This window comes from Cupriavidus sp. H19C3, assembly GCF_049393815.1.
Classification (GTDB): Bacteria; Pseudomonadota; Gammaproteobacteria; order Burkholderiales; family Burkholderiaceae; genus Cupriavidus.
In genome coordinates this window covers 2,828,069-2,850,857 of sequence record NZ_CP184985.1, presented here as the reverse complement: position 1 = coordinate 2,850,857, position 22,789 = coordinate 2,828,069, and the positions used below count along the sequence as shown (strand labels likewise).

The following is a 22,789-nucleotide window of genomic DNA, read 5'->3' as shown; positions in this document are numbered from 1 at the left end:
ACGCTCGCTGCCATGCGCCCTGTCCCGTCGCAGTCGCACCCGCTTCCCCCGCAGCATGAACACCTGGCTTCGCCTGACCGGCGCCGATGCCTGGCGGCGCTCGCCGCGGTGAGTGCGCTGAGCGGTGGCCTCGCCGGGCCCGCGTACGCGCAGATGGCGGCGACCAGTCCGCGCCGGCAGCTCGTCGTGGCGCAACTGGTGGATCGCACCGGCCCGCAGGCCGATCTCGCGCGCGACTATCTGGCCGGCGCCAAGGTCCAGTTCGATGCTGCCAACGCGGCCGTCAAGGCCGGCGGCGCGGGACTGCATATCGTGCATATCGTGCGCGATGCCGATCCGGATCCGCGCGGCGCGGCCCGGCAGGCGCTTGCGCTGGTCGAGAACGAGAAGGCCGAGGTCCTGTTCGGTCCCGGCGACGGCCTGCTGCCAGGCCTGACCACGGCGCCGGAGCTGGCGCGCCGTGGCGTGCAGATCGTCGCGCCGCTGTCCGGCCTTGCGCTGCCGGCGGACAACATCTGGTACACCCGCGTGGACTACGAGTCGGAACTCGATGCCGCGGTCAGACAGCTGCGCAGCTATGGGCTCTCCGGCATTGCGCTCGCGGTAGCGCCCGATTTCGCGGCGGGGACGCTCGCCGATGGTTCGCCGTGGCTGGCGCGCATCGAGCAGCAGCTCGCCACGCGCGCCTTTGTGCTGGGCAGGGATGTCGCCGACAGTGCGCGACGCATCGCGGCCAGTCGGCCCGGCGCGGTGTTGATTGCGGGCGATACGCTGGCCTACGGCAACCTTGGCCGTGCGCTCGCGGCCAATGGCTGGTTTGGCTTTCTGGTGGGGCTGTCGGCAGTGAGTCCGGCTTCGGCGCGCGAGATCCTGGGCACCGGCTATGCGGGCGGCATTGTCCTCACGCAGGTCGCGCCCGGACCGCAGGAGTCCACGCTACGCGTGGTCAAGGAACATGTCGCGCGCATGAAGCAGTATCTCGACGAACCGCCCTCGCCTGCCACCCTGGCCGGCTATATCGGCGCCGCATGGCTGGTGCGTGTGGCCGCCGCGGCGCGTGCACCCGGTGCGCTCGAATTGCGGCGCGCCATGCAGACGCGCATCGATATCGGCGACTTCACGCTCGACTTCACACGCGGCCTGCGCGGCTCGCAATACGTACAGCTCGCGGCGATCGGCAAGGCCGGCGTGCCGCAGAAGGCGTAGCGCGCAAGCGCAGCCCGGTACGGGATGTCCGCCCGGCGCGGTGCAGGCGGCCCGCCGCGCCCGACGGCCCGACGGCCCGACGTCCCGACGTCTTACGCGCGTGGCAGGTCGATGCGCACGCGCAGGCCGCCTTCGAGCCGATTGGCCAGCGTCAGCTCGCCACCGTGCCGCGCGACGATATCGGCCGCGATGGCCAGGCCCATGCCCACGCCGCCGGTAGCCCGGCTACGCGACGACTCCACACGGTAGAACGGTTCCAGCACGCGCTGCAGTTCCGCCGGCGGAATACCAGGCCCGTTGTCGCATACGTCGATGACGACGCGCTCGGGACGATCCGACAGCACGATCTGCGCGGCACCGCCATAGCGGTGCGCATTCTCCACCAGGTTCACCACCGCGCGGCGCAACTCGGCCGGATACGCGAACATCGGCTGCGCGCTGCCGACCAGCACCACGTCCTGGCCAATCTCCTGCGCATCGTCGACCACCGCCTGCAACAGCGCATGCACATCCACGCGCTGGCGCGGACCGGTGGCATCGTCGCGCTCGCGCAGGTAATACAGGGTGGCATCGATCAGGCCGTTCATCTCGGCAAGATCCTGCCGCAGCCGATAGCGGACGTCGTTGTTCTCGATGCGTTCGATGCGCAGGCTCATGCGCGTGAGCGGGGTACGCAGGTCATGCGACACCGCGGCCAGAAAGCGCGACTGCTGCGCGAGCTGGGTGCGGATGCGCTGCTGCATGCGATTGAGCGCCTGGGTGGCGGCACGGGCTTCGGCGGGGCCGCTCTGCTCGTCGAGCGGCGGCGCGTGAACGTCCTGCGCCAGGCGCCCCGCGCCACGCGCGAGCTGCTGCACCGGCCGCGCCAGCAGGCGGGCGCCGACCCACGAGGCGATCAGGATGGCCGCCAGCTGGAACACCATGCCGAGGTGCGGCGGCCAGATGCCACGCAGGTGCGGTATGCCATTGGGCGGCGGCTCGCCGGGCGGGCCCTGGTGGAAGCCGGGCCGCAGCGGCGGACCATAGTCGTCGTCGTCGATATCGCCATCGCCGTCGGTATCGACGCGTTGCAATGGCACCGGGGCCTGGCCGGCCGCAGGACGCCTCCGCGCATCCGGCGCCGGGCCGGAGGGTTGGTCCGATCCCGGCGTCGCGCTGTCACCGGCCGCGGCTGCGGAAGAGGAAGAGGAAGAGGGCGCGGAAGTGGAAGCGGCCTTGCGCATCAACTGCTGGTGGCGCTCGGAGCCGGGGCGCGGAAACAGCCCTTCGATCACGGTCACGCCGAGCACATGCACCGCCAGCATGATTGCCGCCATGACGAGAAACAGCCGCACGAACATCGAGTCGTGGCGGCGTTCCAGCGGGACAGGTTCGGCGCGCATCTCGGGATGCACCGCCGACGCCCCCGCCTCCTGGGCAATCGGCTCGGGCATGGCGTTCAGTGCTCCACGTTGCCGGTAAAGACGTAGCCCTCGCCGCGCACGGTGCGAATCAGCGCGGAATCGCGCGGATCGTCACGCAGTTTCTGGCGCAGTCGCGAGACCAGCAGGTCGATGCTGCGATCGAACACGTCGAGGTCGCGGCCGCGGGCCTGGTTGATCAGCACCTCGCGGTCGAGCACGCGATTGGGATGCTCGATAAACGTCAGCAGCAGGCGGAACTCCGCATTCGAGAGCGGCACCACGGTGTCTTCTTCATCGACGAGCTGCCGCAGCGTGGTGTTGAGACGCCAGCTCGCAAAGCGCAGCTCGTGCCCCGCCACGGCGGCCGGCCGCTTGCTGTCGGCGCGGCTGCGGCGCAGCACGGTGTGGATGCGCGCCACCAGCTCGCGCATCTCGAACGGTTTGGTGACGTAGTCGTCGGCGCCGACTTCAAGGCCCACCACACGGTCGGCAAGCTCGGCGCGCGCGGTCAGCATGATGACCGGCGTATCGCCATGCTCGCGCAGTTCGCGGCACAACGTGAGGCCGTTCTCGCCGGGCAGCGACAGATCGAGAATCACCAGGTCGTACGCGTTCTGGCTCATCGCCGACCGCATCGCCACGCCCCCCTCGGCACCGTCGGCCTCCATGCCGAAGGTGGCGAGATATTCGGCCAGCATGGCGCGAATCTGGGGATCGTCGTCGACGATCAGCAGGCGGATGGGAAGCGAGGGGGAGAGTTCCATGGCAAGTCGAGATGGCGGGCCGGGCCAGGGGCGCTTCAGGTGGGTCGCGGTGCCGGCGAATCACTGTACCAGTTTGCCAGTGACGTGCCGAGAGCGTTTTGTATCAGCGTCGACACGTGATGCCCACGCCATGCCTTGGCGGCCACCGGCGGGCGGTCCGGAAAAAAAGCGCCCCCGGTGCTGCCGCGCCGGGAGCGTTCAACAGGGAAGAAGCCAGGCTCGCATGCCTGGCCGCACCGCAACCGAAGGGCGAGCGCGGTGCGACACAAGACGCCGAGACGTCTCGCGCACCGCCATCCTAGGCGGGCGCGCGTAACGGGTCTTGTCCGGCTTGTATCGGATGTATTGCACGGTGCCGGGGCGCCGCCCGGCGCCGGACCAGCTCTCGCCGTCAGGTGTCGGCGTCAACTCTCGGCGTCAACTCTCGGCGGCGGCCGTCTTGCCGGCGTTGCCGAGCAGCGCCTTGAGGCCCGCGAGACGGTCCTTTGGGCTCATCGCCGGAGTCGCGTCGACCGGGGCCGGCGCTTCTTCGAGCTTCATCTCGGCGATAAAGCGCGACGGCTCGCAGGAATAGGTCTCGCGCGCACGCTTGCGCTTCTTGCACCAGCTGATCTGCAGGCTGCGTTGCGCGCGCGTAATGCCCACGTACATCAGGCGGCGCTCTTCCTCGATCTTGTCGTCGCCCAGGTCTTCGTCCTCGCGCGCGTGGGGCAGGATGCCCTCCTCCACGCCCACCAGGAACACGTGCGGATATTCGAGTCCCTTGGACGCATGCAGCGTGGACAGCCGCACCGCATCGGGATCTTCCTCGCGCCCTTCGAGCATGCTCATGAGGGCCACGGTCTGGGTGAGTTCGAGCAGGTTCTTGCCTTCGTCGCCAAAGCCGTCGGCATGGTCGAAGCCGGTCGCTTCGGCGCCATCGGCGGCTTCCGGCCTGGTGCCCTTGCGCTTGAGCCAGTCGAGGAATTCGAGCGTATTGGTCCAGCGCGACTGCGCCTGCCGCTCGTCGAAGGTGTCGTAGAGATACGCTTCGTAGTGGATACCTTCCATCAGGTCGTCGAGCACCTCGGTGGCCGGATCGCGTGCCGCGCGATCGGCCAGGCGCACCATCGACTCGCAGAACACGCGCAGCGGCTCCAGCTGGCGCGGCTGCAGCTTGCCCTCGATGCCGCCCATCATCGCGGCCTCGAACAGCGACACCCTGGCCTGGCCAGCAAAAGTGCCGAGCACTTCCAGCGTGGTATTGCCCACCCCGCGCCGGGGCGTGGTGATGGCGCGGATAAAGGCGGGATCGTCGTCGGGGTTGGCGATCAGGCGCAGGTACGCGCAGATGTCCTTGATCTCGGCCTTGTCGAAGAAGCTCTGGCCGCCGGACAGCACATAGGGAATGCGCTCGCGCCGCAGGATCTGCTCGAACAGGCGCGCCTGGTGATTGCCGCGATAGAGGATGGCGTAGTCGCGGAACTGCGCGCGCCGTTCGAACTTGTGTGCCGACAGGCGAAACACCACGGACTCGGCCTCGTGCTCCTCGTCGTTCATCGGGTGCACGGCAATCGGATCGCCCATGCCGTGTTCGCTCCAGAGCTTCTTGTCGAACAGCTTGGGATTGTTGGCGATGACCGCGTTGGCCGCCTCCAGGATGCGCACGGTCGAGCGGTAGTTCTGCTCGAGCTTGATGACCTTGAGGTCGGGGTAGTCGGTCTGCAGCAGGCGCAGGTTGTCGAGCGTGGCGCCGCGCCAGCCGTAGATGGCCTGGTCGTCGTCGCCCACCGCGGTGAATGCCGGCGCGCGCAGGTGCGAGCCACCGGCCAGCTGCTTGAGCAACTGGTACTGGCAGGCGTTGGTGTCCTGGTATTCGTCGACCAGGAAGTAGCGCAGCCGGTTCTGCCACTTGAGGCGCACGGTCTCGTCGCGCGCGAACAGCTCGGCCGGCAACCGGATCAGGTCGTCGAAGTCGACCGCCTGGTACGCATGCAGCGTGGCGACGTAGTTGCGGTAGACCAGCGCGGCCTGGTGCTCCTCGGCGCTGGCGGCCTGCGCGATCGCGGCCTCCGGATCGATCATGCCGTTCTTCCACAGCGAGATGGTGCTCTGCACGCTGCGGATCAGCTTCTTGTCGGTGGTGGCGAGCTGTTCCTGCACCAGGCCGAAGCAGTCGTCCGAATCCATGATCGAGAACTGTGGCTTGAGGCCGACGTGCTCGGCCTCCATGCGCAGGATCTGCACGCCCAGCGAGTGAAAAGTACAAACCGTGAGCTGCTTGAGCGGAATGCGCTTGCCCTCGCGCGTGGTCTTGCCCTCCATCAGCTTGGCGATGCGCTCCTGCATCTCCTTGGCCGCCTTGTTGGTAAAGGTCACGGCGGCGATATGGCGCGGCTCGAAGCCCTTGTCCTCGATCAGGTGCGCGATCTTTTGCGTGATCACACGCGTCTTGCCGGAGCCCGCGCCGGCCAGCACGAGGCACGGTCCGTCCAGGTAGCGGACGGCTTCGGATTGGGCGGCGTTGAGTCCGTGGGTCATGAGGCTAGAGGTGGCGAGGGGTAGGCGGCTGGGGCGCTGGCGCACCGAGGCACCGACGTGCGGCACCGGCTCGACGTGCCGGCTCAGGCACGTGCGAGAGCGATGCGGGGGCGGTGTGCAAAGCGGACGATGTTAACACGCGCGTCCCCGCCAATCGCCGCATGCACCGCTCCGCCGGCCCACCTGTTTCACGGAAGTAACAACTGCCAACGGGCGTAAGCAATGCGCAACCCGGGGCATGTTTGTTGCCTCTGAGGAGCACGAAGGCACGGGGCCCGCGTTGCCGGGCGCCCGCGCCGTCGACGAGTTCCACAACCTCAACAACCGATGGAGGCCATCATGAAGATCTCGAAGATCCTGTCCCGCGCCACGCTCGTGGGTGTCACCGTCACGATGTTCGCAGGCTGCGCGGACTGGACGCCGCGCCAGCGCAATACCGCAATCGGCGCCGGCGTCGGCGCGGCCGGCGGTGCCGTGCTGACCGACGGCAGTGCACTGGGCACGCTCGGCGGGGCAGCCGTCGGCGGCGTGGTGGGTAACGTCATTACCAAGGACAGGAAATAATTACCTCCAGGTGCCTTCCGGAGGCGTCACGCGCCCGGCCTGGCCGGCAGCCGGGGCGCAGGGAAGGCCCAGCCGACCGTTCCCTGGCGCGGCCGCGATGGCGCTCCCGGCGTTGACACGCCCTCCGCGCTCCCGTACATTCACGCGCATCCGTCCGGGAGAGCGCGCAGACTTGCGCCGCCGAAGGGGTATCACCCGAAAACTCTCAGGCACCATGGACCGGTCGGATCTGCATGCAACATGCACACGATGCATGCAGAACTCTGGAGAGCGACACCCGTCATAGCATCCGTGCATGATGAGCGTGTCCACCGAAGGGGCGCACGACGCGCACAGGCGCGTCGTAATCTCTCAGGTATCGAGGACAGAGGGGTCATCCGTCGCGGACGCTGCGAAAGCGTTCGCGACGGATGACCCCTTTATTGTTTTCGCGACCCGAACCACGCCGCCTCCGAGGACTCCATGACACTTCAGGCCACGCCCCTCAACGCCATTCACCGCGCCCTTGGCGCCCGCATGGTCGATTTTGGCGGCTGGGACATGCCCGTCAACTACGGCTCCCAGATCGAGGAACATCACGCCGTGCGCAGCGACGCCGGCATGTTCGACGTCTCCCACATGTGCGTGGTCGACCTGACCGGCGCCAATACCCGTACTTTCCTGCGCGGCCTGCTGGCCAATAACGTCGACAAGCTGCAGACGCCGGGCAAGGCCCTGTATTCCTGCATGCTCGACGAGAAAGGCGGCGTCATCGACGACCTGATCGTCTATTTCTTTGCCGAGGACCGCTTCCGCCTGGTGGTGAACGCCAGCACGGCGCTCGGCGATATCGAATGGATCCGCGCGCGCAATGCCGCCACCGGCAGCGATGTCACCATCACGCCGCGCCGCGGCGATGTGGCGCCGGCCGGCACCGACGCGCTCGCGATCGTCGCCGTGCAGGGCCCCAATGCGCGCAGCCGCGTGTACGCGGCCTTCCCCTCCACCCGCCCTGCCGACGCGCTCAAGCCGTTCAATGCGCTGGTGGTGCAGGACCCCGCCGTGGGCGAACTGATGGTCGCCCGCACCGGTTACACGGGCGAGGACGGTTTCGAACTGGTGGTACCCGCGGCCAACGTGGCCGCCATCTGGGAAAAGCTGGAGGCCGCCGGCGTGCGCCCGGCCGGCCTGGGCGCGCGCGACACGCTGCGCCTGGAAGCCGGCATGAACCTCTACGGCCAGGACATGGACATCCATACCTCGCCGCTCGACGCCGGCCTGGCCTGGACCGTCGATCTGCAAAGCGAGCGTGACTTCACCGGCAAGGCCGCGCTGCTGGCCGACGGCCAGCGCCAGACCTTTGCCGGGCTGATCCTGCGCGACAAGGGTGGCGTGCTGCGCGCGCACCAGAAGGTCATCACCCCCGCCGGCGACGGCGAGATCACCAGCGGCACCTTCAGCCCGTCGCTGTCGCTGTCTATCGCATTCGCACGGTTACCGAAGGAAGTCGCGATCGGCAGCGAGGTCCAGGTGGCCATTCGTGACCGCAAACTGACCGCAACTGTGGTTAAACTGCCGTTTGTGCGCAATGGCAAGGCACTCGTGAGCTGATGGTCCGCCCGGGCCCCGGCTCGCTAACCACGGTCACACCACGGTCACCAGACCCGCCCGCCGGCATGGCTGTCCGGCAGGCATCCAAGTCACCCAAGAACAGACACCACTGATTTCCGGAGAACCTTCATGAATTTCCCCGCTGACCTCAAGTACACCGAGTCGCATGAGTGGGTACGCGTCGAAGCCGACGGCACCCTGACCATCGGCATCACCGACCATGCGCAGGACGCGCTGGGCGACATCGTCTTCCTCGAGCTGCCCGAGGTGGGCCGTGCGGTCGGCGCGGGCGACGCGCTCGCCGTGGTGGAGTCGGTGAAGGCCGCTTCCGACATCTACGCGCCCGTGGCCGGCGAAGTGATCGCCGTGAACGAGGCTGCCACCGCCGCCCCCGAGAGCGTCAACGCCAACGCGTTCGACGCGTGGCTGTTCAAGCTCAAGCCGGCCAACGCCGACGACGTGAACGGCCTGATGAACGTCGACGCCTACAAGGCCAGCGTCGGCGCCTGACACTGACGCCGCGCCCCGCCGAGCCAGCGGGGCGCGCAACGATGAAGTACCTGGCAGCGCCGGCCGACCACCGGCACTGCCGCGACCAAGAGATTCCTTGCCATGAACGCCCCGCTGCCCATGAACGCCGCGCAATCCCGGCCCACGCTGGCCGACCTGGAGGCGCGCGACGCGTTCTCCACCCGCCATATCGGTCCCGATAACGCCGAACAGCAGCACATGCTGAAGGTGCTCGGCTACGACAGCCGCGCCGCGCTGATCGATGCCGTGATTCCCGCCGCCATCCGCCGCCGCGACGGCATGCCGCTGGGCGAATTCACCGCACCGCTGACCGAGGAAGCCGCGCTGGCCAAGCTGCGCGGGCTGGCAAGCAAGAACAAGGTATTCAAGAGCTTTATCGGCCAGGGCTACTACAACACGCTCACGCCGGGCGTGGTCCTGCGCAATATCTTCGAGAACCCGGCCTGGTACACCGCGTACACGCCGTACCAGCCGGAGATCTCGCAAGGCCGCCTGGAAGCCATGCTGAACTTCCAGCAGATGGTGACCGACCTGACCGGCCTCGATATCGCCAACGCGTCGATGCTCGACGAAGGCACCGCCGCGGCGGAAGCGATGACGCTGCTGCAACGCGTCAACAAGCATGCCTCCAATACCTTCTACGTGGCCGATGACGTCCTGCCGCAGACGCTGGAAGTGGTACGCACCCGCGCGCTGCCGCTCGGCATCGAGGTCAGGGTCGGCCCCGCCGCCGAAGCGGCCTCGGCGCATGCGTTCGGCGTGCTGCTGCAATATCCGGGCGTCAACGGCGATGTGACCGACTACCGCGCGATCGCCGACGCCGTGCACGCCGCGGGCGGCCTGGTGGTGGCCGCCGCCGACCTGCTGGCACTGACGCTGCTGGCCGCACCGGGCGAATGGGGCGCGGATGTGGCGGTCGGCAACTCGCAGCGCTTTGGCGTGCCGCTCGGCTTTGGCGGCCCGCACGCGGGCTACATGGCGGTCAAGGACGCGTTCAAGCGCTCGATGCCGGGCCGCCTGGTGGGCGTGACCATCGACGCGCAGGGCAACCGCGCCTACCGGCTTGCACTGCAGACGCGCGAGCAGCATATCCGCCGCGAGAAGGCCACCTCCAACATCTGTACCGCGCAGGTACTGCTGGCCGTGATGGCGTCGATGTATGCGGTCTACCATGGTCCGCAGGGCCTCAAGCGCATTGCGCAGCGCGTGCATCGCCTCACCGCCACGCTGGCCGCGGGCCTGAGGCAGCTCGGCCATACCCCGCTCAACCAGACCTTTTTCGATACGCTGACGCTCGATACCGGCTTCCAGACCGAAGCCATCCACGCCGCCGCCACGTCGCACGGCATCAACCTGCGTCATGCGGGCGGCACGCGCATCGGCATCTCGCTCGATGAAACCGCCACGCGCGAGGATGTGCTGACGCTGTGGGAGATCTTTGCGCACGGCAAGCCGCTGCCCGACTTCGATGCCATCGAGGCCGCTGCCGGCGCCGGCTATCCGGACACGCTCGCGCGTACCAGCGCGTACCTCACGCATCCGGTGTTCAACACGCACCATGCCGAGCATGAAATGCTGCGCTACCTGCGCATGCTGGCCGACAAGGACCTGGCGCTCGACCGCACCATGATTCCGCTCGGCTCGTGCACGATGAAGCTGAACGCCACCAGCGAAATGATCCCGGTCACCTGGCCCGAGTTCAGCCGCATCCATCCGTTTGCGCCGCTCGACCAGACCGTCGGCTATCGCGAGATGATCGACCAGCTCGAAGCCATGCTGTGCGCGGCCACCGGCTATGCCGCCGTGAGCCTGCAGCCGAATGCGGGCTCGCAGGGCGAATACGCGGGCCTGCTGATCATCCAGAAGTACCACGCGAGCCGGGGCGAGGCGCACCGCAATATCTGCCTGATTCCGTCGTCCGCGCATGGCACCAATCCCGCCTCGGCGCAGATGGCCGGCATGCAGGTGGTGGTGGTGGCCTGCGACGATAACGGCAACGTCGACCTTGCCGATCTCGAGAAGAAGGCGCAGCAGCACAGCAGCAACCTGGCCGCGATCATGATCACCTATCCGTCCACGCACGGCGTGTTCGAACAGGGCGTGCAGCAGATCTGCGAGATCGTGCACCGCCATGGCGGTCAGGTGTACGTGGACGGCGCCAATATGAACGCGATGGTGGGCACCGCCGCGCCGGGCCAGTTCGGTGGCGACGTGTCGCACCTCAACCTGCACAAGACCTTCTGCATTCCGCACGGCGGTGGCGGCCCCGGCGTGGGCCCGGTGGCGGTGGGCGCGCACCTCGCGGACTTCCTGCCCAACCAGGACAGCGTCGGCTATCGCCGCGACGACAACGGCATCGGCGGCGTGTCCGCGGCGCCGTTCGGCTCGGCCAGCATCCTGCCGATCTCGTGGATGTATATCGCCATGATGGGCTCTGACGGCCTGACCGCCGCCACCGAAAACGCCATCCTCGCCGCCAACTACGTGGCGCGCCGCCTGGCGCCGCATTATCCGGTGCTCTATACCGGCCAGCACGGCCTGGTGGCGCACGAGTGCATCCTGGACCTGCGCCCGCTGCAGAAGGACACCGGCATCAGCAACGAGGACGTGGCCAAGCGCCTGATGGACTACGGCTTCCATGCGCCGACCATGAGCTTCCCGGTGCCGGGCACGCTGATGATCGAGCCGACCGAGAGCGAATCGCTGCACGAACTCGACCGCTTTATCGACGCGATGATCGCGATCCGTGCCGAGATCGGCCGGGTGGCAGACGGCAGCTTCGATCGCGAGGACAACCCGCTCAGGCACGCGCCCCACACCGCCGCGGTGGTCACCGCCAACGAATGGACGCACGCCTATACCCGCGAGGAAGCCGCGTATCCGGTGGCCTCGCTGCGCACGCAGAAGTACTGGCCGCCGGTCGGCCGTGCCGACAACGTGTACGGCGACCGCAACCTGTTCTGCTCGTGCATTCCGATGAGCGCGTACGAGGAGTAAGCGCGGGCCGCCGGGGATGGCGGCCTGTCAGGCGCCGCCGGACACACAGCGGCGGTGCCGAAGCGCTATGCTGAGGAGGCGCCCATGTTCGCGGCGCATCCTGAGCGGAGACCTCGTCCATGTGGAACCTCGAAGCGCCCTGGTGGGAATTCGTCCTGCGCGGCCTGATCGTCTACGGCGCCCTGCTCGTGCTGATGCGATGGTCGGGCAAGCGCCAGATCGGCCAGCTCACCCCGTTCGACCTGATCCTGCTGCTGATCATTTCCAACGCGGTGCAGAACGCCATGAACGCCGGCGACAACTCGGTGGCGGCGGGCCTGATCCTCGCCGTCACGCTGTTCTCGGCCGACGTGGTGCTGGGCTACTTCACCTGGCGCAGCCGGCGCTTCGAGGCCTTCGTGGGCGGCAAGCCGCAGCTCCTGATTCACGAAGGCAAGATCTACGAGGACGTGATGCGGCGCGAGCGCATCAGCATGCATGAGCTGCACAAGGTGCTGCGGCGCGCCGGCTGCGAGCACATCGGCGACGTCCACTTTGCCGTCCTCGAAATCGACGGCACCGTCAGCGTGATCAAGCGCGAGGCGCCGCCGAGCGACAAACCGGCACCCGGCACGCTCTGGCGTGAGCCGGACAAGCCCGAGATCGACGCGCAGGTATAGAGCCCGCGCGCCATACTGGAGAGAGACCGTGGCCGTCAGTGTTTTCGATCTGTTCAAGGTAGGTATCGGCCCGTCGAGCTCGCACACCGTGGGACCGATGCGCGCCGCCCTGATGTTTGCGCAGGGCCTGGAGCGCGATGGCCTGCTGGCGCGCGTGGCTAACGTGCGCGTGGAGTTGTACGGCTCGCTCGGCGCCACCGGCAAGGGCCACGGTACCGACAAGGGTGTCATGCTCGGCCTGATGGGCGAGGCACCGGACACCATCGACCCCGACAGCATCGATGCCAGGCTCGCCGCGGTGCGGCAGGCGCGCACGATGGCGCTGCTGGGCACGCACACGGTGCCGTTTGTCGAGCGCGAACACATCGCGTTCTATCGGCGCGAGGCCCTGGCCGAGCATCCCAATGGCATGAAGTTCCACGCGTTCGACGCGGACGGCACGCCGTTGCGCGAGGCGCGCTACCTGTCGGTCGGCGGCGGCTTCGTGGTAACCGCGGGTGCGCCCAATACGCAGGTGCTGGCCGCCAGCCGGCAGTTGCCCCATCCGTTCACGAGCGGGCGCGCCATGCTCGACATGGCACGCGGCAGCGGCAAATCGATCGCGCGCCTGATGCTCGAGAACGAACTCGTGTGGCGCTCCGAAGCCGAGGTCACGGACGGCCTGCTGCATATCTGGGACGTGATGCAGCGCTGCGTGACGCGCGGCTGCCGCACCGATGGCGAACTGCCGGGGCCGTTCAAGGTCCGCCGGCGCGCGCCCGAGCTTTATCGCAGCCTGACCGAACGCGCCGAACGCGCGCTGTCCGATCCGCTCTCGGTGATGGACTGGGTCAATCTCTATGCCATCGCCGTCAACGAAGAGAACGCCGCGGGCGGGCGCGTGGTGACCGCGCCGACCAACGGCGCCGCCGGCATCATACCGGCCGTGTTGCATTACTACGACCGCTTCGTTCCTGGTGCCAGCCGCGAGGGCGTGGTGGATTTCCTGCTGACGGCCGGTGCGATCGGGCTGCTGTACAAGCTCAACGCCTCGATCTCGGGGGCCGAGGTGGGCTGCCAGGGCGAGGTCGGCGTGGCATGCTCGATGGCGGCCGGCGCGCTGGCCGCCGTGCTCGGTGGCACCCCGGAGCAGGTCGAGAATGCCGCCGAGATCGGCATGGAGCACAATCTTGGCCTGACCTGCGATCCGGTCGGCGGGCTGGTGCAGATTCCGTGCATCGAGCGCAATGCGATGGCGGCGGTCAAGGCGGTGAACGCGGCGCGCATGGCGTTGCGCGGCGATGGGACGCACTATGTGTCGCTCGACTCGGTGATCAAGACCATGCGCGAAACCGGCGCCGATATGAAAACCAAGTACAAGGAAACCGCGCGCGGCGGCCTGGCGGTCAATATCGTGGAGTGCTGATGGGCTGCGGGCTACACCGTGGCCGGCGCTGGGTACAGGCAACGTCGGGAGACGCGGATAGGCACGCGGATAGGCACACGTATGGGCACACGTATGGGCACACGTACGGGCACGCATGGGTGCGCATATAGGCGTAGCGTACGCGCGGGCGTATCATGCGATTCACGTCGCCGGACCAGAGACGCCATCGCACCCGCCAAGCCATGCCAGGGGCCGCCGCCATGCAGACCTTCCATCAGCTGTTCGACGAGACTTCGTCCACATTCACCTACCTGCTGATCGATGCGGAAACGCACGATGCCGTGCTGATCGACCCGGTGGACCGGCAACTCGCGCGCGATATGGCCTTGCTTGCCTCCACCGGCGCGCACCTCGCGTGGGTGGTCGAGACCCATGCCCACGCGGACCATATCACCTCGGCCGGCCACGTCGCCCTGCAGACCGGCGCGCACACCGCCGCCCCCTCGGGTTGCGATATCAAGCCCGCGCAGAAGCAACTGATCGATGGCGACACGCTCGTCTTCGGCAAGCAGGTACTGCGCGCCCTGCATACGCCCGGACATACCGCCGGCAGCATGAGCTACCTGTGGGATGAGAACACGCCGCAGGGCACCGTGCGCCGCGTCTTTACCGGCGACGCGCTATTGATCGACGGCTGCGGCCGCACCGACTTCCAGTCCGGCGATGCCGGCACGCTCTACGACAGCCTGACGCAGCGCCTCTTTCGCCTGCCCGACGACACGCTGGTATTTCCCGCGCACGACTACAAGGGCCGCACCTCGTCGACCGTCGGCCACGAACGCGCTCACAACAGCCGCGTGGCCGGCCGCACGCGCGACGAGTTCATCGCAATGATGCAGCAGCTGAACCTGCCGCGCCCCAGGCTGATCGATGTGGCGGTGCCCGCCAACCAGCGCCTGGGCCTGCACGGCGGCGAGCGCGATGGCGAACGCGTGCCGCACGGTGCGTGACGGATTTCCCCCCGACGACATCTTTGCAGCGAGCCTATTCCATGTCCGAATACACGACCGAACTGCTGTGGCAACGCGATGGGCAGGATTTTCTCGACAACCGCTATAGCCGCCGGCATCGCATCCGCTTCGACGGTGGCGTCGAGTTGCCGGGTTCTTCGTCGCCGCATGTGGTGCCGCTGCCGATGTCGGATGCTTCCGCGGTCGATCCCGAGGAGGCGTTCGTGGCCTCGCTGTCTGCGTGCCATATGTTGTGGTTTCTCGGGCTTGCGGCCAGGCGGCGCTTTTGCGTGGATCGCTATGAGGACAAGGCCGTGGGCGTGATGGCGCGCGATGCCGAAGGCCGCATGGCGATGACGGTGGTCACCTTGCGCCCCGACGTGGCGTTCTCGGGCGAGCGCGTACCCACGCGTGCCGACATCGATGAACTCCATCATGCCGCGCACGATGCCTGCTATATCGCGAACTCGGTCAGGACGGAGGTACGCTGCGAGCCGGTCTATCCCGCCTGAGCCTGCGTCTGCGAACGGGGATGCCACACAACAATCGCGGCGACAGTGTCGGCCATGTCAGTGTCATCGCAAGCATGCGACAGTGACAAGATTCCGCATCACGCACGCGGCGCGCGCACGAATTTATTCAATTGACTTGACCCTGCCCGCTGCAAATACTTGCGGCCATGCGCGAGACCAATCGCGTGTGGAGCAGGACATGAAGCGAGTCAGATTCTTCAGCGGGGCAATGGCGAGGACTACCATCAGGCCAATGGCGAAGGCCATGATCGGCATCGCGGCCCTCGCGCTTGCGAGCGCGCATGCGCAAACCAAACCGGTCGCCTATCCGGCCAAGGGCCAGTCGGCCGAGCAACAGGCCAGCGACGACAGCGCCTGCTATGGCTGGGCCCGCCAACAGACCGGCATCGATCCGGCCCAGGTCGCGGCGGTGGCCCCGGCGCCGGCACCGCCGCCGAGCGGTCAGCGGGTACGCGGTGCGGCCGGTGGCGCAGCGATGGGCGCGGTGGCGGGCGCGATTGGCGGCGATGCCGGCAAGGGCGCGGCCATCGGCGCGGCAGCGGGCACCATGGCGGGCGGAATGGAACATCGTCAGCAGCGCAGGCAGACCGAGGCCGCCAACGCGCAGATGGCGGCCGGCAAGCAGCAGGCGATGGGGACATACTGGCAGGCGTGGCGGGCCTGCATGACCGGACGCGGCTATACCGTGCAATAGGCGGGCGTCGTCAGCGTGGGTCGTGAGCGCGCGCAGTAAGCCGCGCGGTAAGCCCGCGCAATCGGCTCGGGTAATCGGTCAGCGTGATAAGCGTGGGCGGCCTGGGCCGTCAGAAAGCGGAGACCCTCGGCGAGACCCAGCAGGTCGAGCCAGGCGGGCAACCCACCGCGCACCTACGCTTCCCAGCGTTCGCAGGTCAGCCGCACCGTATCGCGCAGGCTATGCGCGGCCTCGTCGGCGGCGCGTACCCAGCTCGCATCGCCCGCGCGCCGTTCCGCCAGCGCGCGGATATTGGCCAGCGCCTGCAGCGAACCGAGCGCCTCGGCGTGCGGCACCAGCGCATCGCAGATCGACAGGATATGGTCGGCGATCGGCATGCGCGTCAGCTCGTTCGGATGCACGTATTCGCCCTCCAGGCCGAAGCGGCAGGCCTGGAAGCGATTGAAGGTGTAGACGAGGTAGTCGTCCTCCTGTGGCATGAACGGTCGCGACAGCAACAGGTAGCGCGCAAGCGCCTGGATATAGGCCGCGATATCGCACGCACGCGCCACCGTCAGCGGCGTATCCATGACGCGCACCTCGATCGTGCCGAACTCGGGCTTGGGGCGGATATCCCAGTAGAAGTCCTTCATGCTCTCGATCACGCCGGTCTTGCGCATCTTCTCGAAGTACGCGGTAAAAGCGTCCCACGTGAGCATGTGCGGCGCGCGTCCGCTCATCGGAAAGGCCGCCACCGAATTGAGGCGCGCCGAGGCAAAGCCGGTATCCACCCCCTGCACGTACGGCGACGACGCCGCCAGCGCGATAAAGTGCGGCACGTAGCGGCCGATCGCGTGGAGCAGGAACAGCGATTCGTCCGCGCTCGGGCAGCCGATATGCACGTGCTGGCCAAACACGGTGAACTGCTTGGCGAGATAGCCGTAGAGTTCGGAGATGTACTGGTAGCGCGGCGAATCCGAGATGGTGCGCTCCGACCATTGCTGGAACGGATGCGTGCCGCCGCCGCAGATGCCGAGGTTGAGCGAGCGCGAGGCCGCGCCCATCAGGTCGCGCATGACGGTCAGCTCTTCGAGCGCCTGCGCATAGGTATGGCAGATGCCCGTGCTGATCTCGATCATCGACGGGCTGATCTCCGGCTTGATGTCGCCGGCATGCTGCGCGCCCTTGAGCGCGCGCAGCAGGTCTGGCGCGAACGGTGCGAGATCGTAGTCGTGACGATTGACGAGCTGCAATTCCAGCTCGACGCCGAAGGTCAGCGCCTCGGAATGCTTGAACGGTTCGAGCGACATCAGCGCCCTCCTCCATTGCTGCGCGACTCGCCCGCGTAGCGTAGGGCCCAGGCCGCGAGAACCGGGCCCAGCAGTTGTTCGATGGCCAGCGCGCACAGGATGATCGAGGCGAGCGGCGCGCCCGTACTGGGGTAGAGCCGCGCCACATCGCTCATCAGCAGGTACGCCAGGCCCGACATCGGCCCCAGCGCCAGGCCAAGCGCCATGCACTGGCGCAGGCTCAGGCCCGAGAACGAACCGAGCGACACCACGCCGAGCACCTTGGCCAGATGACGCATCGCCACCAGCACGATGGCGAGCATGCCGCCGACCACCCAGTCATGCGCGGTCAGAGGCAGGCCCAGCGATACCACCATCACGATGATGAGCAGGCTGCCGGCGCTACCGAAGTGCGTAGGCCACACATGCGGCTGGCGGTCCTGGTGCTTGAACACGATACCGGTGATCAGCAACGTCAGCGGCATCGACAATTTTAGGCCGCGCGTCAGCGCCAGCGTGAACAGTACGAGTCCGACCAGGACCAGAAAGCTGTAGTGATCGTCGGCCGACATGCGCGCGTAGAGCGCGTGGCCGAGCTTGCCCATGACCCACGCGATCAGGCACGAGCCCACCAGCAGGTAGAGCGGATGCAGCAGCGCGGCGCCGATATTGCCGTATTCGGAGTGCAGCCAGCCGGTGGCCACCTGCACGATGACCGCGGCATAGATACTGTTGAGCGCAGCCATCGCCATCAGCCGCTCGGTGACCTGGCCCTCGGCGCGCAACTCGTTCTTGAGCTGCAGGACGATGGTCGGCGACGTGCTCACGGCGATGCCGCCGGCGAGGATCGCCACCCCGGGCGAAGCGCCCAGCCATTGCAGCACCGACGACACCAGACCCCAGGTGAGCAGGCTCTCGGCGGCACTCGTAAACAGCAGCCAGCGGTTGGCGCGCAGCCATGACAGCGACAGTCGGTGGCCAAGCTCGAACAGCGCCAGCGCGAGCGCCATGTCGATCAGCACGCGCGTCTGCGCGATCATGTAGTCGTCGACGATACTGCGGCCCAGCGTGCCCGCAAACAAACCCACCACGGCATAGCCGACGATGCGCGGAAAACCCAGCCAGCGCCGGCCCAGCTCACCGGCCAGTCCGGCACCAATCAGCGCGAGTCCGACCCAGAACAAGCCGCCCAGGGGCAGTGGCAACGTCGGGAAAAGTTGGCTCAATCCATTCATGGGCGACATGGTAACGGAAGCACTTAAGTTTCCGTGTCGGGGTTTGTCCGACACTGCGTGCATTCTGCGTCAATATCGCGCCAACTTCTTTCAAAATCGGCCAACTTTCCCTATGCGGATTTTGTAGATTTTTCATTCCGCACGCTCGGGCAAGGCGGCCCCGGGAACGGGGCGGCTCAAACGCCCCACAGCTTCCAGGCGGGGCGTGTGGTCTTGAGCGAGGCTTCCACCTTGGCATAAAGACCGCGCGTGCGTCCCTTGTCCGCGCCGAGCGCGCGCGCCCGCTCGAACCACGCGAGCGCGGTGTCGCGTTGCGCCAGGCCGAGCGCGGCCTGCACCGCCATCAGGCAGCTTTCGGCATCCCACTGGCCGGCCTCGCCGCAGGCCTGCCATGCCGCGTGTGCGGCCTGGAAATCGGCGAGCGCTTCCTCGAAGCGCTCCTGGCCGACCAGGATCCGTGCGCGTTGCACGCGCGCGGGCGCCTGGTCGCCGGCATCGCCCTCGGTCAACGCGATGGCGGCCTCGAACAGCGCGAGCGCCCGTTCGGTATCGCCGAGGTCGCGCCAGACGCCGCCGAAGCGGTTGTACAGCCACGCGTCCTCGACCACGAGCGCGCGTCGCTGCAGCGTCTCGATCTCCGCCAGGGCATCGGTGCGGTCGTGCGGATCCATGGTCGGCGCCGCCGCTGCCAGCAACGCGGCAAGATCCGCCCGCGCATGCGCCATGGCGTGGCCGGCTTCGCTGCGGGCCTCCACCGGCAACGCGTCGAGTCGGGCATCCATGCGCGCCAGCGCCTCGCGTGCGGTGGCCACGCTGTCACCACCGCCGATCGTGGCCCAGGCCGCGACCATGCGGCTGAACGCCCACGCCACCGGCGCCGGATCGCGCTCCACCTGATGGTGTTCCAGCACCTCGCCCGCCAGCCGCACCACTTCCTGCGGTTGCCGCGCATCGGCATAGGCATCGAGCATGCCGTTCCAGTGATCGATGAATTCGCTGGCGGCGAGCCCCTGGCGATGCAGCGCGAGCCGTTCTTCCAGGTGCGCGGCGTCGGCGGGCAGGCTGCGGGCCAGCAGGCCGCACAGCATCGAGTACACGTGCGGATCCGCGTTGCCGCCATGGCCGCGCGCATCGCCATCGCCGCTGGCAAAGTACTGCTCGAAGCGCGCGAGGCCGGTGCGGCAGGCCGCTTCCAGCGCCGGCCGCAGCGCCGCGCGGGCGGCCGGCACTTCGCCGATGAAGTCGCGCAGCGCGGTGGCGCACCGGTAATAGCCGGCACCATCGTCGGCGTCCTGGGTCACGGCAAAGCCTTGCCAGGCGGGAGCGGCTGCCTCGGCGGCACCGGTCGTGGCAGCCTGGTGGCGCCAGGCCAGCTCGCGTACCTGTGCCTGCGGATCGGGCTGCTGGCGCAGGTACGTGGCCATGTCGTCGAGCGCACCGGCCAGGTCGCCCGCGCCCAGGCGTAGCGGCGCGCGCAGGCGGCGGGCTTCGGGATGATCGGGGTGGTCCGCCAGTACCGCGGCGGCCTGTTCGGCGGCCAGCGCGTCGCCGGCTTCCGGCGCGAGGTCGAGCAGGTCGGGCGAGTCGAGCGCGATGCGGCCCAGGCATACGCGCATCAGCGGCGCGGCCGGCTGGCCTGCGGCGGCCGCCTCGGCCAGATGAGCCTGCACATGCGGCAGGATATCGGCGGCACCGAGGTCGGGCGCGCGATAGAGCAGGTCGTGCCAGTAACGGCCAGCGCGCTCGGCATCGCCAGCCTGGCAGGCCGCCAGCCCGGCGTAGAAATGCGCGGCCCATTCTCCGGTGGCCAGGCCGTTGCGTTGCGCGGCCTCGTGCAGCCAGTGCAGCGCCTCGCGCGCGCGGTCCGCGCGCAGCAGCAGCGTGCCGTACTGGTGCGCGAGCAGACCCTGCGAGGCCCAGCGATGCATCGGCGCCAGCGCGGATCCCGCCAAGGCGGCCATGGCCTGATCGAGCGCCGCCAGCGCCGCCGGCACGTTCCCCGCATCGGCATGCAGCTGCGCGCGCAGCGTGGCATGGTCGACCACCTCGGGCTGGCTTTGCCACAGCTGATCGGCGACGTGGAGCGCTTCGTCAAGGCGCCCCGCGCTGGCCAGCGCGATCGCGTGCTCGTAGCTCACATCCTGCACCGACGGCTCCTTCGCAGAAAAAATAGGCAAGTGCGCGATTATGCGCCATCGACATGACGGTCGAAGACGAGAACAAGCGGGAAAACCCGCCTGTTTCGGCTTGCATACGCCGCCCCGGATCGGTACCCCGCCCCCCACCCACGGCCCGCGGAGGCACTGCCACCGCGGTACCGACCAACCCCGCCCCACCCGCCCCACCCGCCCCGAGGCAACGGATACGCGCCAGCGCAATTGGACGGGCAGCGATATGCGGCGCCGGACCGCCCGGCTATAAGTGTCCGCTTTCCAAGCGACGGAGACCGACATGCTGCGATGGATCGCAAAGGGGGTGTTGCTGTTATTGCTGGCCGGAGCCACGGTGGCCGTGGTCGTGCGCGTGCACCGGCCGGCCTCCGGGACCCCGCCGATACCAGGCGCGGAAGATGGCGCGGCAGGTCTTGCCACAGCCGGCGCGCCCGGCCGCAACCCCGCCGCGGCCACCCCCCACGCCATGGCCGATGCCATCGACAACCCGGTGGACAACGCCCTCACAGGGGCCCCGGCCGATCTCGGCGATATCCAGGCCGTCGGTCATGCGCTGATCGAAGCCACCCATCCGGCCGTGCGCGGCGCGCTGCTGGCACGTCTCGATACCGCACGGCTGCAGGCGGTCGGCCAGTTTCTGGCGCGCAATCCGCCGGCCTTCGATGGCGCCCGTACGCACGTGGCGATGGACGATGCCGAGCGCTATGGCGACTGGCTGACCGCCCGCGCCGACGTCGAGGCCCATCTACGCGGCGGCGAGTTGTTCGAACAGCTCGCGACCTACCTGCTCGACCCCACGCTCGACGCGCGCGCGGTGGCCACGCTGGCGGCCCTGCCCGACGCGTTGGAAGTCGCGGAGGTGATCGCCGCGCGCGGCCAGCGCGACACCATGCTGCAGCGCCTGGCCGGCCTCGAGGCCGGCGCGCGCGGCGATGCGGAGACCCGCGACGTGGTGGAGCAGGCGCGGCTGGTGCTCACGCTCGACGATGAGGAATAAACGCCTCCCACCATCAAAAACGCCACCCTCGCGGGTGGCGTGCGCCGGGCCCTCGGGTGTCGAGGTCCCCTGCAACCTGCCGGCTGCCCGGCGCCATCCACTGGCCCGGGCGCCGCAGGTGTGGGCTTACTTGCCGCCCACGGTTTCCAGCACGGTCCACTTGCCGTCCACCACCTTGTAGACGGTGATACCGCCGTCCTTCAGGTCGCCGCGCGCATCGTAGGCCAGCGTCTTGGTGGTCACGCCCTGCATGTTGGTCGCAGCCAGCACCGGCAGGTACTTGGCGGGATCGGCCGAGCCCGCCTTGACCATCGCGGTCATCATGGCCGTGGCGCCGTCATACGCGTACGGCGAATACGTCTGCACCTTGCTGCCAAAGCGCTTCTCGTACTTCTTCTCGTAGTTGGCGCCACCGGGCATCTGGTCCAGCGGCAGGCCGGCCAGCGACACCACGGTACCGTCCGCGGCCGAGCCGGCCAGCTTCAGGAAGTTGTCGGTCTTGGACATCTCGCCCGATACCAGCGGTGCCTTCAGGCCCAGTTCCTTGACCTGCTTCGCCATCGGCGCCGATTGCGTCTCGGCGCCGCCATAGAAGATCACGTCCGGGTTGCTGCGCTTGATGTTGGTCAGCACGGCCTTGAAGTCCACTGCCTTGTCGTTGGTGAACTCGCGGCGCACGATCTTGCCGCCGGCAGCCTTGGCGGCCTTCTCGAACTCGTCGGCCAGGCCCTGGCCGTAGGCGGTGCGGTCATCGACGATCGCGATATTCTTGGCGCCCAGCTTCTTCACCACGAACGCGCCGATCACCGAACCCTGCTGGGTGTCCGACGTCATCATGCGGAACGTGGTCTTGAAACCCTGCCGGGTGTATTCCGGCGCCGTCGCCATGGCGATCTGCGGAATGCCGGCGCGGTTGTAGACCATCGAGGCCGGGATGCTGGTGCCCGAGTTGAAATGGCCGAGCATGCCCTGGATGCCCGCGTCCACCAGCTTCTGTGCCACCACCGAACCGGTCTTCGGATCGGCCTGGTCGTCCTCGGAGACCAGCACGAACTTCACTTCCTTGCCGCCGATCTTCGGCTTGGTGGCGTTCATGTCCTCGATCGCGAGGACCACGCCGTTCTGCATGTCCTTGCCGTACTGGGCCTGGCCGCCGGTCATCGGGGCGGCAAAGCCCAGCTTGATTTCCTGCGCCTGGGCAAACGCGGCCGAAGCGGTGGTCAGGCCGGCCACGGCCATGGCGATCGTCATGGCGGTCTTGTGGAAGGTGGTGCTCATCAG

Annotated in this window: 18 protein-coding genes and 2 riboswitches; of the genes, 11 read left to right on the top strand and 7 right to left on the bottom strand. The window is 67.9% G+C overall.

The annotated features are described in order from the left end of the window. Nucleotides 1–12: 12 nt before the first annotated feature. Complete coding sequence (locus DFLDMN_RS13115; RefSeq protein WP_423195382.1) at nt 13–1,206, top strand: ABC transporter substrate-binding protein; 1,194 nt, start codon at nt 13–15, stop codon at nt 1,204–1,206. A gap of 92 nt (nt 1,207–1,298) precedes the next feature. Here the strand turns inward: DFLDMN_RS13115 and DFLDMN_RS13110 are convergent, their stop codons facing one another. The 3 genes from DFLDMN_RS13110 to DFLDMN_RS13100 all read right to left on the bottom strand — a co-directional run bounded on the left by DFLDMN_RS13110 (nt 1,299) and on the right by DFLDMN_RS13100 (nt 5,893). Then, a complete protein-coding gene (locus tag DFLDMN_RS13110) occupies nt 1,299–2,588 on the bottom strand; it encodes an ATP-binding protein (protein ID WP_423198403.1) in 1,290 nt (429 codons plus the stop codon). Nucleotides 2,589–2,644: 56 nt separating this feature from the next. Then, the gene (locus tag DFLDMN_RS13105) at nt 2,645–3,373 is read right to left on the bottom strand and encodes a response regulator (RefSeq protein ID WP_423195381.1); all 729 of its coding nucleotides are present in this window, start codon (nt 3,371–3,373) and stop codon (nt 2,645–2,647) included. A gap of 417 nt (nt 3,374–3,790) precedes the next feature. After that, a complete protein-coding gene (locus DFLDMN_RS13100; RefSeq protein WP_423195380.1) occupies nt 3,791–5,893 on the bottom strand; it encodes a UvrD-helicase domain-containing protein in 2,103 nt (700 codons plus the stop codon). Nucleotides 5,894–6,232: 339 nt separating this feature from the next. Here DFLDMN_RS13100 and DFLDMN_RS13095 point away from each other — a divergent pair, with 339 nt between their 5' ends. The 9 genes from DFLDMN_RS13095 (at nt 6,233) to DFLDMN_RS13055 (ending at nt 15,837) form a co-directional block, all read left to right on the top strand. Next, nucleotides 6,233–6,457 carry a YMGG-like glycine zipper-containing protein gene (locus tag DFLDMN_RS13095; RefSeq protein WP_423195379.1) on the top strand — a complete coding sequence of 75 codons (225 nt, stop codon included), beginning with the start codon at nt 6,233–6,235 and terminating at the stop codon, nt 6,455–6,457. A gap of 145 nt (nt 6,458–6,602) precedes the next feature. Beyond that, nucleotides 6,603–6,689, top strand: a riboswitch (glycine riboswitch). Nucleotides 6,690–6,710: 21 nt separating this feature from the next. Next, nucleotides 6,711–6,835: riboswitch (glycine riboswitch) on the top strand. A gap of 84 nt (nt 6,836–6,919) precedes the next feature. Continuing rightward, nucleotides 6,920–8,047 (top strand): glycine cleavage system aminomethyltransferase GcvT, encoded by a 1,128-nt coding sequence (gene gcvT, locus DFLDMN_RS13090; protein WP_423195378.1) that lies wholly within the window; start codon nt 6,920–6,922, stop codon nt 8,045–8,047. Between the two features lie 129 nt (nt 8,048–8,176). Beyond that, entirely contained in the window at nt 8,177–8,557 is a 381-nt protein-coding gene (gene gcvH / locus DFLDMN_RS13085; protein ID WP_423195377.1) for a glycine cleavage system protein GcvH, read from the top strand. 102 nt (nt 8,558–8,659) lie between these two features. Continuing rightward, nucleotides 8,660–11,575 carry an aminomethyl-transferring glycine dehydrogenase gene (gene gcvP / locus DFLDMN_RS13080; protein WP_423195376.1) on the top strand — a complete coding sequence of 972 codons (2,916 nt, stop codon included), beginning with the start codon at nt 8,660–8,662 and terminating at the stop codon, nt 11,573–11,575. 119 nt (nt 11,576–11,694) lie between these two features. Further along, a complete protein-coding gene (locus DFLDMN_RS13075; protein ID WP_423195375.1) occupies nt 11,695–12,234 on the top strand; it encodes a DUF421 domain-containing protein in 540 nt (179 codons plus the stop codon). A gap of 28 nt (nt 12,235–12,262) precedes the next feature. After that, the gene (locus DFLDMN_RS13070) at nt 12,263–13,639 is read left to right on the top strand and encodes an L-serine ammonia-lyase (protein WP_423195374.1); all 1,377 of its coding nucleotides are present in this window, start codon (nt 12,263–12,265) and stop codon (nt 13,637–13,639) included. Nucleotides 13,640–13,860: 221 nt separating this feature from the next. Then, nucleotides 13,861–14,610: an MBL fold metallo-hydrolase gene (locus tag DFLDMN_RS13065; RefSeq protein WP_423195373.1), complete on the top strand. Its 750-nt coding sequence runs from the start codon at nt 13,861–13,863 to the stop codon at nt 14,608–14,610. Between the two features lie 41 nt (nt 14,611–14,651). Beyond that, nucleotides 14,652–15,122, top strand: a complete 471-nt coding sequence (locus DFLDMN_RS13060) for an OsmC family protein (protein ID WP_423195372.1) — start codon at nt 14,652–14,654, stop codon at nt 15,120–15,122. Between the two features lie 253 nt (nt 15,123–15,375). After that, entirely contained in the window at nt 15,376–15,837 is a 462-nt protein-coding gene (locus tag DFLDMN_RS13055) for a YMGG-like glycine zipper-containing protein (protein WP_423198402.1), read from the top strand. Between the two features lie 173 nt (nt 15,838–16,010). On the opposite strand, the gene DFLDMN_RS13050 is transcribed toward DFLDMN_RS13055, so the two are convergent. The 3 genes from DFLDMN_RS13050 to DFLDMN_RS13040 all read right to left on the bottom strand — a co-directional run bounded on the left by DFLDMN_RS13050 (nt 16,011) and on the right by DFLDMN_RS13040 (nt 20,487). After that, entirely contained in the window at nt 16,011–17,126 is a 1,116-nt protein-coding gene (locus DFLDMN_RS13050; RefSeq protein WP_423195371.1) for a YbdK family carboxylate-amine ligase, read from the bottom strand. Then, nucleotides 17,126–18,349: a cation:proton antiporter gene (locus tag DFLDMN_RS13045; RefSeq protein WP_423195370.1), complete on the bottom strand. Its 1,224-nt coding sequence runs from the start codon at nt 18,347–18,349 to the stop codon at nt 17,126–17,128. Before DFLDMN_RS13045 ends, DFLDMN_RS13050 begins: the two co-directional genes overlap by 1 nt. Before the next feature lie 167 nt (nt 18,350–18,516). Beyond that, nucleotides 18,517–20,487 carry a hypothetical protein gene (locus tag DFLDMN_RS13040; protein WP_423195369.1) on the bottom strand — a complete coding sequence of 657 codons (1,971 nt, stop codon included), beginning with the start codon at nt 20,485–20,487 and terminating at the stop codon, nt 18,517–18,519. Between the two features lie 304 nt (nt 20,488–20,791). On the opposite strand from DFLDMN_RS13040, the gene DFLDMN_RS13035 reads away from it, so the two are divergent. Then, nucleotides 20,792–21,508, top strand: a complete 717-nt coding sequence (locus DFLDMN_RS13035) for a hypothetical protein (protein WP_423195368.1) — start codon at nt 20,792–20,794, stop codon at nt 21,506–21,508. Between the two features lie 126 nt (nt 21,509–21,634). On the opposite strand, the gene DFLDMN_RS13030 is transcribed toward DFLDMN_RS13035, so the two are convergent. After that, entirely contained in the window at nt 21,635–22,786 is a 1,152-nt protein-coding gene (locus DFLDMN_RS13030; protein WP_423195367.1) for a branched-chain amino acid ABC transporter substrate-binding protein, read from the bottom strand. Nucleotides 22,787–22,789 lie beyond the last annotated feature (3 nt).

What these genes read in the sequence shown, in the direction of transcription:
- gcvT (WP_423195378.1), top strand. Translation starts at nt 6,920, where the DNA reads ATGACACTTCAGGCCACGCCCCTCAACGCCATTCACCGCGCCCTTGGC.
- gcvP (WP_423195376.1), top strand. Translation starts at nt 8,660, where the DNA reads ATGAACGCCCCGCTGCCCATGAACGCCGCGCAATCCCGGCCCACGCTG.
- DFLDMN_RS13045 (WP_423195370.1), bottom strand. Translation starts at nt 18,349, where the DNA reads ATGTCGCCCATGAATGGATTGAGCCAACTTTTCCCGACGTTGCCACTG.
- DFLDMN_RS13055 (WP_423198402.1), top strand. Translation starts at nt 15,376, where the DNA reads ATGGCGAAGGCCATGATCGGCATCGCGGCCCTCGCGCTTGCGAGCGCG.
- gcvH (WP_423195377.1), top strand. Translation starts at nt 8,177, where the DNA reads ATGAATTTCCCCGCTGACCTCAAGTACACCGAGTCGCATGAGTGGGTA.
- DFLDMN_RS13050 (WP_423195371.1), bottom strand. Translation starts at nt 17,126, where the DNA reads ATGTCGCTCGAACCGTTCAAGCATTCCGAGGCGCTGACCTTCGGCGTC.
- DFLDMN_RS13030 (WP_423195367.1), bottom strand. Translation starts at nt 22,786, where the DNA reads ATGAGCACCACCTTCCACAAGACCGCCATGACGATCGCCATGGCCGTG.
- DFLDMN_RS13110 (WP_423198403.1), bottom strand. Translation starts at nt 2,588, where the DNA reads ATGCGCGCCGAACCTGTCCCGCTGGAACGCCGCCACGACTCGATGTTC.
- DFLDMN_RS13035 (WP_423195368.1), top strand. Translation starts at nt 20,792, where the DNA reads ATGCTGCGATGGATCGCAAAGGGGGTGTTGCTGTTATTGCTGGCCGGA.
- DFLDMN_RS13095 (WP_423195379.1), top strand. Translation starts at nt 6,233, where the DNA reads ATGAAGATCTCGAAGATCCTGTCCCGCGCCACGCTCGTGGGTGTCACC.
- DFLDMN_RS13065 (WP_423195373.1), top strand. Translation starts at nt 13,861, where the DNA reads ATGCAGACCTTCCATCAGCTGTTCGACGAGACTTCGTCCACATTCACC.
- DFLDMN_RS13075 (WP_423195375.1), top strand. Translation starts at nt 11,695, where the DNA reads ATGTGGAACCTCGAAGCGCCCTGGTGGGAATTCGTCCTGCGCGGCCTG.
- DFLDMN_RS13105 (WP_423195381.1), bottom strand. Translation starts at nt 3,373, where the DNA reads ATGGAACTCTCCCCCTCGCTTCCCATCCGCCTGCTGATCGTCGACGAC.
- DFLDMN_RS13115 (WP_423195382.1), top strand. Translation starts at nt 13, where the DNA reads ATGCGCCCTGTCCCGTCGCAGTCGCACCCGCTTCCCCCGCAGCATGAA.
- DFLDMN_RS13100 (WP_423195380.1), bottom strand. Translation starts at nt 5,893, where the DNA reads ATGACCCACGGACTCAACGCCGCCCAATCCGAAGCCGTCCGCTACCTG.
- DFLDMN_RS13060 (WP_423195372.1), top strand. Translation starts at nt 14,652, where the DNA reads ATGTCCGAATACACGACCGAACTGCTGTGGCAACGCGATGGGCAGGAT.